Origin of the sequence: Paracoccus sp. Arc7-R13 (assembly GCF_004010775.1) — a bacterium.
Taxonomy (GTDB): domain Bacteria; phylum Pseudomonadota; class Alphaproteobacteria; order Rhodobacterales; family Rhodobacteraceae; genus Paracoccus; species Paracoccus marcusii.
Genome location: NZ_CP034810.1, coordinates 885277 through 897837 on the forward strand (window position 1 = coordinate 885277; position 12561 = coordinate 897837).

13 protein-coding genes are annotated in these 12561 nt (G+C 69.3%); 5 read left to right on the forward strand and 8 right to left on the reverse strand.

Translation table 11 applies throughout. The annotated features are described in order from the left end of the window. The first annotated feature begins 22 nt into the window (after positions 1 to 22). The 3 genes from EOJ32_RS04390 to EOJ32_RS04400 all read left to right on the forward strand — a co-directional run bounded on the left by EOJ32_RS04390 (position 23) and on the right by EOJ32_RS04400 (position 2489). Positions 23 to 847, forward strand: a complete 825-nt coding sequence (locus tag EOJ32_RS04390) for an SAM-dependent methyltransferase (protein ID WP_127897820.1) — start codon at positions 23 to 25, stop codon at positions 845 to 847. Beyond that, on the forward strand, positions 844 to 1884 hold the full coding sequence (hemH, locus tag EOJ32_RS04395) for a ferrochelatase (RefSeq protein ID WP_045981361.1): 1041 nt from the start codon (positions 844 to 846) through the stop codon (positions 1882 to 1884). Before EOJ32_RS04390 ends, hemH begins: the two co-directional genes overlap by 4 nt. 89 nt (positions 1885 to 1973) lie before the next feature. After that, the gene (locus EOJ32_RS04400) at positions 1974 to 2489 is read left to right on the forward strand and encodes a CAP domain-containing protein (RefSeq protein ID WP_045999965.1); all 516 of its coding nucleotides are present in this window, start codon (positions 1974 to 1976) and stop codon (positions 2487 to 2489) included. A gap of 42 nt (positions 2490 to 2531) precedes the next feature. Here EOJ32_RS04400 and EOJ32_RS04405 read toward each other — a convergent pair whose 3' ends face one another. From EOJ32_RS04405 to EOJ32_RS04430, 6 genes are all read right to left on the reverse strand, one after another. After that, on the reverse strand, positions 2532 to 3053 hold the full coding sequence (locus EOJ32_RS04405) for a murein L,D-transpeptidase family protein (protein ID WP_045981359.1): 522 nt from the start codon (positions 3051 to 3053) through the stop codon (positions 2532 to 2534). Positions 3054 to 3117: 64 nt separating this feature from the next. Then, on the reverse strand, positions 3118 to 4341 hold the full coding sequence (locus EOJ32_RS04410; protein ID WP_127897821.1) for a class I SAM-dependent RNA methyltransferase: 1224 nt from the start codon (positions 4339 to 4341) through the stop codon (positions 3118 to 3120). Then, on the reverse strand, positions 4338 to 6182 hold the full coding sequence (locus EOJ32_RS04415) for an ABC transporter ATP-binding protein (RefSeq protein WP_127897822.1): 1845 nt from the start codon (positions 6180 to 6182) through the stop codon (positions 4338 to 4340). Before EOJ32_RS04415 ends, EOJ32_RS04410 begins: the two co-directional genes overlap by 4 nt. Then, positions 6179 to 7324, reverse strand: a complete 1146-nt coding sequence (locus EOJ32_RS04420; RefSeq protein ID WP_127897823.1) for a CCA tRNA nucleotidyltransferase — start codon at positions 7322 to 7324, stop codon at positions 6179 to 6181. The genes EOJ32_RS04415 and EOJ32_RS04420 overlap by 4 nt, the downstream gene beginning before the upstream one ends. Further along, positions 7321 to 7905, reverse strand: coding sequence for a CoA pyrophosphatase (locus EOJ32_RS04425; protein WP_240542493.1), 585 nt, complete (start codon positions 7903 to 7905; stop codon positions 7321 to 7323). Before EOJ32_RS04425 ends, EOJ32_RS04420 begins: the two co-directional genes overlap by 4 nt. Continuing rightward, the gene (locus tag EOJ32_RS04430; RefSeq protein ID WP_127897824.1) at positions 7902 to 8930 is read right to left on the reverse strand and encodes an Hsp33 family molecular chaperone HslO; all 1029 of its coding nucleotides are present in this window, start codon (positions 8928 to 8930) and stop codon (positions 7902 to 7904) included. The genes EOJ32_RS04425 and EOJ32_RS04430 overlap by 4 nt, the downstream gene beginning before the upstream one ends. Positions 8931 to 9083: 153 nt before the next feature. On the opposite strand from EOJ32_RS04430, the gene EOJ32_RS04435 reads away from it, so the two are divergent. Beyond that, a complete protein-coding gene (locus EOJ32_RS04435) occupies positions 9084 to 9527 on the forward strand; it encodes an NUDIX domain-containing protein (RefSeq protein WP_045999969.1) in 444 nt (147 codons plus the stop codon). On the opposite strand, the gene EOJ32_RS04440 is transcribed toward EOJ32_RS04435, so the two are convergent. Next, positions 9524 to 10810 (reverse strand): PP2C family protein-serine/threonine phosphatase, encoded by a 1287-nt coding sequence (locus EOJ32_RS04440; RefSeq protein ID WP_127897825.1) that lies wholly within the window; start codon positions 10808 to 10810, stop codon positions 9524 to 9526. The genes EOJ32_RS04435 and EOJ32_RS04440 overlap by 4 nt on opposite strands. 122 nt (positions 10811 to 10932) lie before the next feature. On the opposite strand from EOJ32_RS04440, the gene EOJ32_RS04445 reads away from it, so the two are divergent. Then, a complete protein-coding gene (locus EOJ32_RS04445; RefSeq protein ID WP_127897826.1) occupies positions 10933 to 11292 on the forward strand; it encodes an Hpt domain-containing protein in 360 nt (119 codons plus the stop codon). Here the strand turns inward: EOJ32_RS04445 and ilvA are convergent, their stop codons facing one another. Continuing rightward, positions 11293 to 12534 (reverse strand): threonine ammonia-lyase IlvA, encoded by a 1242-nt coding sequence (gene ilvA / locus EOJ32_RS04450; RefSeq protein ID WP_045983339.1) that lies wholly within the window; start codon positions 12532 to 12534, stop codon positions 11293 to 11295. Positions 12535 to 12561 lie beyond the last annotated feature (27 nt).

Sequence of the window (12561 nt, forward strand, 5' to 3'; positions counted from 1 at the left end):
AAGCACCTTATGTTCCCGTCCCATGAGTGACCCCAGACCCGCCCTGACCGACCGCATCGCCCTGACCCGCCAGCGCCGCCGCGCCCAACGGGACGGCATGGTCGACCTGTTCCACCAGATCGCCGCCGACGAGATCCACGATAGGCTGGCCGAGGTTAACAGAACCTTTACGGCCCCTGCCCTGGTGACCGGTTTTCCCGACATCTGGGGCCCGCGCTTTCCCGATGCGCGGGTGGTGGCGGACGACCCGGTGCTGGACCTGGAACCAGGCGCGCATGACCTGGTGATCCACGCCTTGTCGCTGCATTGGGCGGACGATCCGGTCGGGCAGATGGTGCAGTGCCGCCGCGCCCTGCGCGAGGACGGGTTGTTCATCGGCGTCCTGTTCGGCGGCCAGACCCTGTCCGAACCCCGCGCCGCCCTGGCCCAGGCCGAAGCCGAGATCACCGGCGGCCTGTCGCCCCGGATCCTGCCGATGGGAGAGATCCGCGACCTGGGCGGCCTGCTGGCCCGCGCGGGGCTGGCGCTGCCGGTGGCCGACCTGCTGCCGCAGCGCGCCAGCTATCGCGACCTGTTCCATCTGGGCCGCGACCTGCGTGCGATGGGCGAGGGCAACGCCATGGCCGCGCGCCTGCGCCGGCCCACCCCGCGCGCCGTGCTGGCCCGCGCCGCCGATCTGCTGGCCGCCCACAGTCCCGACCGCGACGATCCGTCCCGTGTCGCCGTCACCTTCGATCTGGTCTTTCTGACGGGCTGGGCGCCCTCGGACAGCCAGCCAAAGCCCTTGCGCCCCGGATCGGCCACCACCTCGCTGGCCGATGCCCTGACAAAACTCAGGAAGTCATGATGAGACCCACCCACGCGCCTGCCGACCATCCCGCGGTCAAGCCCGCCAAGACCGGCATCCTGATCGCCAATCTGGGCACGCCGGACGGCTATGACTACTGGTCGATGCGCCGCTATCTGAACGAGTTCCTGTCCGACCGCCGCGTCGTCGACGTGAACCGCCTGATCTGGCAGCCCCTGCTGCAGGGGGTGATCCTGACCAAGCGGCCGTTCAGTTCCGGCAAGAACTACAAGCTGATCTGGAACCACGAGGCGAACGAAAGCCCGCTGCTGACCATCACCAAGGCCCAGACCCGCGCGCTGGCGCAGATGGCGCATGACGAATGGGGCGATCAGGTGATGGTCGATTTCTGCATGCGCTATGGCAATCCATCGACCGGGGACGTGGTGCGGCGGATGGTCGATGCGGGCTGTCGGCGGATCGTGTTCCTGCCGCTTTATCCGCAATATGCGGGGCCGACCTCGGCCACGGCCAACGACCAGCTGTTCCGCGTCCTGATGAAAGAGACCTGGCAGCCCGCCGTGCGCACGGTCGAGCCCTATGTGAACCACCCCGACTACATCAAGGCGCTGGCCGACAGCGTGCGCCGCGCGCTGGACGGCAAGGTGCCCAAGAAGCTGGTCGCCAGCTATCACGGCATGCCCAAGCGCTATCTGATGCAGGGCGATCCCTATCACTGCCAGTGCCAGAAGACGTCGCGCCTGCTGCGCGAGGAGCTGGGCTGGCCCGAGGGGATCATCGACACGACCTTCCAGTCGGTCTTCGGCCGCGAGGAGTGGTTGAAGCCCTATACGGTCGAGCATGTGGCCGAACTGGCCAAGCAGGGTCATACCGACATCGCGGTGATCTCTCCGGCGTTCTCGTCGGACTGCATCGAGACGCTGGAGGAGATCAACGGCGAGATCAAGGAGGCCTTCGAGGAGGCCGGGGGGCACGAATTCCAGTACATCCCCTGCCTGAACGACGACCCCGCCCATATCCGCGTCATGCTGGAGGTGGTGCGCGAGAACATCGGCGGCTGGGTGCAGCCGCGGTGAGCGTCGGCGCGTTCACTCCAAGTTGGGTTTGATCCGGTGCGAGGCATTGGATAGGACTAGGCCATGTGCGCGAGGAGAGTGGCCGGAACATGAAGAAAATCAACGCGCTTGCGATTCTGGGCCTGATCGTGCTGGGTGCGTGCGGCCCGCGCAACCTGGCGCCTGCGCCGATGGCCATGCCCATGGACCCGGCCGCGGCGGCGGCGCCGGTGGTCGACGACAACGCAGCAATCGCGGGGCGCGTGCTGCAGCAGATCAACACGCTGCGCGGCAACATCGGCCTGTCCCCGCTGCAGCCCAGCCCTGCGCTGGAGGCGGCGTCGCTGGTCCATTCGCGCGACATGTCGGCCCAGAACCGGGCCTGGCACTGGGGGTCGGACGGATCGTCGCCCCTGGACCGGGCGCAGCGTCAGGGGTTCGGCGGAGAGATCATCGGCGAGAACATCTCGGAGACCTACGAGAACGAGATCGAGACGCTGGCCGCATGGATGTCCACGCGCGACACCCGCGACGTGATCATGGACCCGACCGCGACGCAGCTGGGCTTTGCCTGGTTCAAGGAGCCGTCGGGCAAGGTCTGGTGGACGCTGCTGACCGGACGCTAGGCCTCGGGCGGCCCCCATGCGGGGCCGCAACCGTCGCGGGGGTCAGGGATAGATGACGACCGGCGTGCCGGGCATCAGCATCGCATAGATTTCCTGGATTTCCTCGTCGGTGACGGCGATGCAGCCGGCCGTCCAGTCGCGCTGGCGCGGGAACAGGTTGTTGCCCTGGGGTCCGCGGCCGTGGATGAAGATGTCGCCGCCCGGATCCATGCCATACTGCTCGGCGAAGGCGCGGTCGTTGGGGTTCGGATACGAGATGCCCACCGACAGGTGGAACGCGCTGCGCGGGTTGAAGCGGTCGATGTAATAGACGCCTTCGGGGGTCTTGCCGTCGCCCGAGAACTGCTTGTGCCCCACCGGCTGGTTGCCCAGGCTGATGTCATAGGACCGGACCGGCGTGCTGCCGCTGAACAGGTGCATGCGACGCTGACCCTTGTTCACCTGCACCTGGGTGATCGGCGGTCCGGAGTAGCGCTGGAACTTGCTGGGTTGCTGCGGCTTTCCACAGGCAGCCAGCAGGGCCAGCATCGAAATCGTGAACGTCCGACGGGTGGTTCTGATCATCACTGCCTCTGAAGCGTTTTTGATTTTTTATGGGCCCGGAATATCACGGATACACCATGCCTGCCTAGCGGTGCGTTAACGCCGCCACCAGTTCGACATGCGGGGAAAACCGGAACTGGTCGACCACCCACAGTCGATCGATGCCATAGCCGGCATCGGCCAGAATCCGCGCATCCTTGGCAAAACTGACCGGGTCGCAGGACACGGCCGCCACCACCGGGACGCGAGCGGCGGTGATCTGACGCATCTGCGCCTCGGCCCCGGCGCGGGGCGGGTCGATCACGATCGCGTCAAACCGGGCCAGTTCATCGGGCATCAGCGGCCTGCGGGCCAGATCGCGGACCTCGGTCGTGACACGGTTCAGGCCGGACGTGGCCCGCCACGCCGAATCAAGGGCGGACAAGGGTGCGGCCAGCCCCTCGACCGCATGGACGGAGGCCCGTTCCGCCAAAGGCAGCGTGAAGGTCCCGCAGCCCGCGAAAAGATCGGCGACCTTTGACGCGCCCGCCACGGTGTCGCGCACCGCAGCCAGCAGTGCGGCCTCGCCCTGGGCGGTGGCCTGCAGGAAGGCACCGGGCGGGGGGACGACATGCGCGCGCCCCATCGGCAGGGCGGGCGCGCGGCGGGTGATGGCCTGGCCATCCCAGTCCAGCCGCGCCAGATCGCCCTCGTCCGCGAGGGCGGCCAGAGCCTGGAACAGCGCAGGGTCCATCGGCTTGCCGCCACGCACGGCGACGTCCAGCCCGGCCGGACCATGGATGACGACCAGCGACAGTTCCGCCGCGCGCGACGCCCCGGCGATGACGATGCGGCGCAGCAGCGGCAGCGCGGACAGGATCTGCGGGCGCAGCACGTGGCATTCGGTCAGATCGACGATCACGTCGGATGCGCGGCCATGAAACCCCACGGTCGCACCCTTCTTCGTGCGCCGCCCCGACAGCACGGCCCTGCGGCGGCTGTTCGGCGCCGACACGTGGACCTGCGGCAGAGGCGCCGTGATCCCCTGGGCCGCCAGCGCGGTCAGCACGACCTGGGACTTCCAGGCGGTGGTGAAGGCGTCGGTCGCGTGCATCAGCGAACAGCCCCCGCAGGCGCGGTAATGGCCGCAGACGGGGCGGATGCGGTCCGGGGACGGGGTGACGATGCGCGGGGCGGCGATGCGGCCGTCCAGGGCCTCGCCCTGGACGACCTCTCCGGGCAGGACCAGGGGGGCCAGCGCGCGGGCGTCGCCCGACAGGGCCACGCCGTCGCCCTTGCGGCCAAGCCGCTCGATCGTCCATTGGGTCATTCGGCAGCCTCTTCGGTGCCCAGGAAACCGCCCGACTGGCGGTTCCAGTAGCGGGCATAGCGGCCGTCGCGGGCCAGCAGGTCGTCATGACCGCCCTGTTCGACGATGCGCCCGTCCTCGATCACCAGAATGCGGTCCAGTTCGGCGATGGTGGACAGTCGGTGCGCGATGGCCAGCACGGTCTTGCCGCGCATGGCGCGGGTCAGGGCATCCTGGACCTGGGCCTCGACCTCGCTGTCCAGCGCACTGGTCGCCTCGTCCAGGACCAGGATCGGCGCGTCCTTGAGGAAGGCGCGGGCCAGGGCGATGCGCTGGCGCTGGCCGCCCGACAGCTTGACGCCGCGTTCGCCCAGATATGCGTCATACCCGGTGCGGCCCGCATAATCCTCCAGCGTCAGGATGAAGTCGTGCGCCTCGGCCGCCTTGGCGGCGGCCACGACCTCGTCCTGCGTCGCGTCGGGGCGACCGTACAGGATGTTGTCGCGGGCGGATCGGTTGAACATGGCGGTGTCCTGGGTGACCATCGCCACCTGGCGGCGCAGGCTTTCCTGGGTCACATCGCGCAGGTCGTGGCCGTCGATGCGGATGGTGCCCCGTTCAACGTCGTAGAGCCGCAGCAGCAGGCCGACCAGCGTGGTCTTGCCAGCGCCGGACGCGCCGACGATGCCGATCTTCTCTCCGGCCGGGATGGTCAGCGTCAGGTCGCGGATGCCGCCCGCGTCGCGGCCATAGGCGAATTCGACATGGTCGAACTCGATCCGGCCCTGCACGCGCGACAGGGTCCGGGCGCCGGGGCGGTCGGTCAGGGCATGGGGCGGGGACAGGGTCTTCATCCCGTCCTCGACCTCTCCGATGCTGCCCCACATGCCCATCAGGGCCATGCTGACCCACCCGGTCATCTGCGACAGGCGCATAGCGATGGCACCGCTGGCGGCGACATCGCCCACGGTCGCGGTGCCGTCGCGCCACAGCAGGATCGCGCCGCCGACCAAAATCACCGGCAGGATCCCCGCCACGACCATCAGCGACAGCCGGAACCAGGTCGAGACGACGCCGAAATCCAGCGCGCGTTCGCGGAACCCCGCCATCGCGCCCAGGGCGGCCTGATCCTCGTGGTCGGCATGGGCGAACAGCTTGACCGTCTTGATGTTGGTGATGGTGTCGACGACCTGTCCGGTGACATTGGCCCGCGCCGATGCGCGCGCGCCCGATTTCGCGCGGATGCGCGGCAGGAAGAACCGGATCAGCGCGAAATAGGCCGCCAGCCAGACCAGCAGCGCCACCGCGCCCCAGCCATCGACGGCCAGCAGGAAGGCCGCCGATCCCAGCACGGATGCCAGGGCGAATGCCACCACGTTCACCATCTCGGATGCGACATCGGTCACCGCGCGCGCGGTCTGCATCTGCTTTTGCGCCAGCCGCCCGGCAAAGTCGTTGTCGAAGAAGGTGACCGCATGTCCCATCGTCCAGCGATGCAGGCGCGACAGCACCAACGGCAGGATGTTCGGTCCGATGATCACGTTCGAGCTGGCCGTGGACAGGCCATAGATCGCCGGGCGCACCACCAGGAAGAACCCCGCGAACAGCGCGACCAGGCCCCAGTTCTGGTCCCAGAAGACGCCGGGCGCGCTGGTCGTGACCGCATCGACGACCATCCCCAGCAGCAGCGCCGAGACGACATCCGCCACCCCGCCCAGGGCGGAGGCGATGGCGGCAAACCCCAGCCCCGGCCAGGCGCCCGACAGGCACCAGCGGAAGAAGGCCATCAGCGTGGCGGGCGGCGCGCCCTCGGCCGGGCGAAAGGCGTCGACCATGCGGCCGAAGCGGGTGTGCAGGCTCATTCGTCGTCCTTCCCGGCCAAGCGGGCCGCGTCGATCAGGGCGGGGGCGGGCAGGGTGAAGGCCGACGCGATCCACGCCTCCTCCGCGGCCTTCAGGGCCCGTCCCAAGGCAGGCCCCTGCAGCGGGGCCAGGTCGGCTGCGGCCACGGGCAGGGGGGACCGGGTCGCCCGCGCGATGCGGGCCTGCCAGTCGGGGGGCAGCGGGTGGCCGTCGGCGGCCATCAGGGCGGCATGGTCGGTCGCGGCATCCGCGCCCAGGTGCCATGCGGCGCGGTCCAGCGACCAGCTGCGCGCCCGGTCAAGCGCCGCCAGCGCGCGCTGGTCGGCGCGCGACAGGCGCAGGTCGGGCTGGACCGGACCAAGCGCCGCCAGACGGCGCAGCCAGCCGCCGGGCGCGGGTTCGGCGTCCAGCAGCGCCTGCAGGCGCGCGGCATTGGCACCGGGCAGCAACTGATGCAGCACCCCCGTCCGGTCCATCAGCGCGACCGCCGGGCCGGGGTCGGGCGCGTCCAGCAGTTTCTTCAGTTCCGCCCCGATGCGTTCGCGGGCGATGCGCGACAGGCCGTCGCGATGCGCGCCGCAGGCGGCGACGGCGGCCGGGTCGGCATCCTGCCCATAGCGGGCCAGAAAGCGGAAGAAGCGCAGGATGCGCAGGTAATCCTCGGTGATCCGCGCGTGGGCGTCGCCGACAAAGCGCAGGCGACGCGCGGCCAGATCGGGCAGGCCGCCCATCGGATCGATCACCGCCCCGTCGCGGCCCGCGTAAAGCGCGTTGATCGTGAAATCGCGCCGCGCCGCGTCCTGGGCCAGGTCGGTCGAGAACGCGACCACGGCACGGCGACCGTCGGTGTCGACGTCCCGGCGAAAGGTCGTGACCTCGAACCCGCGCCCGCCGGCGATCAGCGTCACGGTGCCGTGGTCGATGCCCGTGGGCACCGCACGGAGGCCCGCAGCCTGCGCCAGCCGGGTCACCCGGTCGGGCAGGGCGTCGGTCGCGATGTCGATGTCGTCGATGGGTTGGTCCAACAGCGCGTTGCGCACCGCGCCGCCCACCAGATAGGCGTGATCGCCCTCTGCCTGCAGCGCGTCCAGCACCCGGATCAGGGCAGCATCCTCCAGCACATGCGCGGGCAACCGGGTCATAGGCGCCGCGCCAGTCCCAGCAGGATGCGCGCGGTCGCGCCCCACAGGTAATAGGGCCCGAACGGCGCCGCGTGATAGCTGCGCCAGCCGCCGCGCCAGCGCCGGCGTTCGACGCGATACCGGGCGGGGTCGGCGACATGCGCAAAGGGCAGGTCGAACGCCTCCTGCACCTCTCCGGCCTCGGGGACGGGGGCGAAGGGGCCGTCGATCACGGCCAGGACCGGGGTCACGGAAAAGCCTGTGACGGTGCGGTGCGGCGGCAGGCAGCCCAGCACGCGCACTTGGAAGGGGTCCAGGCCGATCTCCTCGCGCGCCTCGCGCAGGGCGGCGGCGACGGCATCGGCGTCGCCCGGATCGACCTTGCCGCCGGGCAGGGCGATCTGGCCGGGATGGTGGCGCAGCCCCGACGCGCGCTTGGTCAGGACGAGGCGCCCGTCATCGGCGCGAAACGCCGCCAGCACCCCCGCCGGGCGCAGGGGCGCGTCCGGCGGCGCAGCTTCGGGGTTCAGGTCATAGTCAGAGCTGGGGTCCGCCGCGCGACGCAGGGCGTCGCGCAGGCGGGATTCTGACCACTCCGTCACTCGGCCGCCTTGTCGCTGTCGCTGTCGGGCAGGGGGTTGCCGTCGGCATCCACCGTCGCCTCGAAGCCCAGGCTTTGCGGGTCGAAGACGTAATGCGCGCCGCAGAACTGGCAATCGGCGGTCACGGTCCCCTCCGGGGTGGTCATGTGTGCGATGTCCTTGGCCGAATAGATCGAAAGCGTGCCCCGCACCCGGTCGGCGTCGCAGGAACAGCCGAACTCCACGCGGTGCGCGTCGAAGACCCGCGGCGTCTCCTCGTGGAACAGGCGCAGCAGCAGGTCGGTCGGGCCGACGGTGGGGCCGATCAGCTCCAGCGTCTCGACCGTGTCCAGCAGGATGTTGGCTCGGCTCCAATCCTCGGATTCCGCGCCCTGCAGGATGTCGGCCGCCTCGATCAGCCCGCCCTCGCCGCTGCCACCCTCGGTCGGCTGCGCCGGATTGCCGGGCAAAGTCTGCAGCATCATGCCGCCGGCGCGCCACTGCGCGTCCTGACCGGACAGGCGCGACTGACCCGATGCCAGCTGGAACCGCGTCGGCAGCTGTTCGGATTGCGCGAAATAGGTCTGCGCGCAGGCCGACAGCGACCCGCCCGTCAGCGGCGTGATGCCCTGATAGGGGGTGCTGCCCGGTCCCTGGTCGATCAGGATGGCGAAATAGCCCTCTCCGATCTGCTCGAGGGGGGCGCGGGCATCCAGGCGATCGGGGTCGAAGCTGGCCCAGGCCCGGATGCGGGCGGGCTTGCCCTCGCCCTCGGGGGCGAAGTAGTCGGCGGCCAGCGTGCGGATCGCGCCGTTGCCGCGCACCTGCAGGCTCAGCTTCCAGCGCAGCTTGACGGTCGGGCCGATCAGCGCGGTCAGCAGCGCGATCTCGGCGACCATGGCGCTGACGGCGGGCGGATAGTCGTGACGCGACAGGATATGGTCCAAGACGCCGTCCAGACGCACCACGCGGCCCCGGATGGAGCTGCGGTCAAGTTGAAAGGGCAGTACGGTGTCGTCCCAGGCGATCTGGTTGATCTTACTCATGATTGATCCTTGAGGTGGTGTCGGCGCCGACATTGCGCGCCCGGTTGCGCCCAATATAAGGCATTTTCCGCCGATCCCAAGGGGGCCCGGGCACGCCGCTTTCCGCCACGCCCGGTCCGGGCTATCACGGGCGGGCAATCAGACAGGTGCCCCATGATCCCGCGTTTCGGACAACCGCCGCTGACCGGACCCCGCTATCGCCGCAGGCCCGGCGCCTATGCGATCCTGTGGCGCGACGGGCGCATCCTGCTGACGCATCAGCAGGCGCCCGAACCCGAATTCCAGCTGCCCGGCGGCGGCATCGACCCCGGAGAGCACGCCTTGGCGGCCCTGCACCGCGAGGTGGCCGAGGAGACCGGCTGGACCATCGGCGCACCGCGCTATCTGGGCAGCTATCGGCGGTTCTGCTTCATGCCCGATTACGACATGCACGCCGAAAAGCGCTGTCAGATCTGGGTGGCACGGCCTATCAGCCGCCTGTCGCCGCCGACCGAACCGGGACACAGTGCGCATTGGATGACGCCCGCGCAGGCGATGGACGCGCTGGCTGATCCGGGGTCGCGTGCGGCGCTGTCGGGGTGGCTGGCGGGACGCTAGCCGTCGTCCAGGCGGATGACCTTGCCCGTGCCACGAAACTCGACCAGCACCGCGGACATGTCGTCCTGCCGTTCGCCGCGGCAATATTCCGACACCGACCAGGCCATTGATTCCAGGAAGGAATGGCCGTTCAGGAAGGCGTTGGTGCGCATCACCGCCTCAAGCCCGTCATTGCCCAGCTGGCGGCCGTTGGGGGTCGTGGCCTCGGTGATGCCGTCGGATGCGATCAGCAGACGGTCGCCGGGACCAAGGGTGATGTCGATCTCGTCGAAGAGCGGGCTTTCGAAGATGCCGATCGGCATGCCGCCCGCGCCTAGATGCGTCACCGTGCCGTCGGCCCGTTGCAGCGCGGGGTGGGGGTGCCCCGCCTGGACCATGCGCAGATGCCCGGTCATGTGGTTCAGCTCGGCATAGATCATGGTGAAGTAGGTGTCGGTGTTCATCTCCTCCAGCATCATCGTGTTGAAGAAATGTGCCAGCGCCGCCGGCCCCCCCGCATCCGCCCCGCCAAGCGCGCCGCGCAGCGCGATGTTCTGGTCGGACGACCCCGACAGGTGCACCGACAGCTGCGCCGTCAGCAGTGCCGCGGTCACGCCATGCCCTGATACGTCCAGCGCATAGAGGCCAAGCCTGTCGTCGCCGATGGGAAAGAACCCCACCAGGTCGCCGCCGATATGGCCCGCTGGGCGCAACAGCAGGCTGATCTCGATCTGGCCGAACCGCCCGGAGCGTTCGCGCACCAGCCCCTGCTGCAGCTTGCGCGCCTCGCGCAGGTCGCGTTCCATCGCGGCCTGGGTCTCGGACAGCTGCGACAGGGCCTGGCGCAGCTGGGTGTTGCTGGCGCGCAGCTCCTCCTCGATGCGCAGGATGCGCTCGCCGGCGGCAAGGCGCGCCAACAGTTCCTGGGGCGCCACGGGCTTGGTCAGGAAATCGTCGGCGCCGGCCTGCAAGCCCTCGGTGATGGCATGGGCGTCGGCATTCGACGTCAGCAGCACGAAATAGCCATAGTTCGGGCGCGACAACTGGCGGAACGCGGCGCAGAACTGCAGGCCGGTCATCTCGGGCATCACCCAGTCCGACAGCACGAGGTCCGGGGCCAGCCTTTCGCACAGCTGCAGCGCCTCGGCCCCGTTGGCGGCCTCGACCACGTCATAGCCGCCGCGTTTCAGCAGCCGCGCCAGCAGCCGGCGTTGCGCGGCGCTGTCATCGACCAGCAGCACCAGCCGCTTCTGCTTGGGCGGTGCCGTGTCGGAGAGGGGAGAGGGGCGATTCGCGGCTGTCATGGGACCATGCATAGCGTGCCGGTCGTAAATTTCGGGTAAACCGCCCCGTTTCCCGCGGTTAAACTTTTCGCAAGGCGACCGCGCTAGACAGGGGCATGTCAGCGATTCGAAGGGTTTGGGGAATGATCGATTGGAACCGCGTGATCGAGCTGCGCGACGAGCTTGGCCCCGAGGAGCTTTTGCCCATCATCGACATGATCCTGGTCGAGATCGAGGCGCATCTGTTCGCGTTGGACAGCCGCACCCTGCACCTGGCCGAGGACCTGCACCTGCTGCGCGGCCTGGCGCTGAACATCGGCTTCACCGAGTTCTGCGCCCAGTGCCTGCGCGCCGAACAGCAGCTGGCCCGCGGCGACCAGACGGCCCTGGCCCCCGCGGCGCTGCGCGCCAGCTTCGGCCATACAAAGCAGCTGTTCCTGCGCGATCTGCCGCATGTGATGGACAGCGACCTGAGCGGCCAGGCCGCCGCCCGCGCGTCGTGATCAGACCAGCAGTTCCGACAGGATGCCGTCGTTCGTGATGTCGCGATAGGCAAAGCCTGACCGGTCCAGCCGCGCCATCAGCGTGATCAGGTTGGCCGGGTCCGACGTCTCGATCCCGATCAGCACCGAACCGAAGTTGCGGGCGGATTTCTTGAGGTATTCGAACCGCGCGATGTCGTCGTTCGGTCCCAGCAGGTCCAGGAAATCGCGCAGCGCGCCGGGGCGCTGCGGCATGCGCAGCACGAAATACTTCTTCACGCCCTGGAACCGCTGGGCCCGCTCCTTGACCTCGGGCAGACGCTCGAAGTCGAAATTGCCGCCCGAACAGACCGCGACGACGGTCTTGCCGGACAGGTCGCCCAGATCGCCCAGCACGTCCAACGCCAGCGCGCCCGCGGGTTCCAGCACCACGCCTTCGGTGTTCAGCATCTCCAGCATGGTGCGGCAGATGCGGTCCTCGGGGGCCAGATAGACGTCGGCGGGGGTAAAGCGCTGCAGCGCCTCGAAGGGCAAGGCTCCGATGCGCGCGACCGCGGCACCGTCGACGAAGCTGTCCACCGCCGGCAGGGCGACGGGCGCCCCCTCCTGCAGTGCGGCCTTGAGGCTGGCGCCGCCCAGGGGTTCGGCAAAGGCAAAGCGGGTGTCCGGCGCCTGGGTCGCCAGCAGCTTGGTGACGCCCGCTGACAGGCCGCCCCCGCCCACGGGCAGCACGACTAGGTCGGGCGCGCGGCCAAGCTGCGCCAGCATCTCCATGCCGACGGTGGCCTGCCCCTCGATCACGTCGGGGGCGTCGAAGGGCGACAGGAACTGCGCGCCCTGTTCGGCGCAGAAGGCCTGGGCCGCGGCCAGGGTCTGGTCGAAATAGTCGCCCTTCAGTACGATCTCGATCGCGTCTCCGCCGAACATGCGGGTCTTGTCGATCTTCTGTCCCGGCGTGGTGATGGGCATGAAGATCGTGCCGCGCGCGCCGAAATGGCGGCAGGCATAGGCCACGCCCTGGGCATGGTTCCCCGCACTGGCGCAGACGAAATGCCCGGGCGCGCCGGGCGTGACCTGCTTGCGCATCGCGTTGAACGCCCCGCGCAGCTTGTAGCTGCGCACTGGGGTCAGGTCCTCGCGCTTGAGCCAGATGTCGGCGCCGTATTTCGCCGACAGATGGTCGTTGCGTTGCAGGGGCGTAGGCTCGAACAGGTCGCGAAGCGCGGCCTCGGCCAGACGGACGGCGGCGACAAAGTTTTCCATGCCCCGCCCATGCCGCGAAACGGGCCT

Bases quoted from the DNA above. Each gene is read 5' to 3' on its own strand.
- EOJ32_RS04390 (WP_127897820.1), top strand. From the start codon at position 23: ATGAGTGACCCCAGACCCGCCCTGACCGACCGCATCGCCCTGACCCGC.
- hemH (WP_045981361.1), top strand. From the start codon at position 844: ATGATGAGACCCACCCACGCGCCTGCCGACCATCCCGCGGTCAAGCCC.
- EOJ32_RS04400 (WP_045999965.1), top strand. From the start codon at position 1,974: ATGAAGAAAATCAACGCGCTTGCGATTCTGGGCCTGATCGTGCTGGGT.
- EOJ32_RS04405 (WP_045981359.1), bottom strand. From the start codon at position 3,053: ATGATCAGAACCACCCGTCGGACGTTCACGATTTCGATGCTGGCCCTG.
- EOJ32_RS04410 (WP_127897821.1), bottom strand. From the start codon at position 4,341: ATGACCCAATGGACGATCGAGCGGCTTGGCCGCAAGGGCGACGGCGTG.
- EOJ32_RS04415 (WP_127897822.1), bottom strand. From the start codon at position 6,182: ATGAGCCTGCACACCCGCTTCGGCCGCATGGTCGACGCCTTTCGCCCG.
- EOJ32_RS04420 (WP_127897823.1), bottom strand. From the start codon at position 7,324: ATGACCCGGTTGCCCGCGCATGTGCTGGAGGATGCTGCCCTGATCCGG.
- EOJ32_RS04430 (WP_127897824.1), bottom strand. From the start codon at position 8,930: ATGAGTAAGATCAACCAGATCGCCTGGGACGACACCGTACTGCCCTTT.
- EOJ32_RS04435 (WP_045999969.1), top strand. From the start codon at position 9,084: ATGATCCCGCGTTTCGGACAACCGCCGCTGACCGGACCCCGCTATCGC.
- EOJ32_RS04440 (WP_127897825.1), bottom strand. From the start codon at position 10,810: ATGACAGCCGCGAATCGCCCCTCTCCCCTCTCCGACACGGCACCGCCC.
- EOJ32_RS04445 (WP_127897826.1), top strand. From the start codon at position 10,933: ATGATCGATTGGAACCGCGTGATCGAGCTGCGCGACGAGCTTGGCCCC.
- ilvA (WP_045983339.1), bottom strand. From the start codon at position 12,534: ATGGAAAACTTTGTCGCCGCCGTCCGTCTGGCCGAGGCCGCGCTTCGC.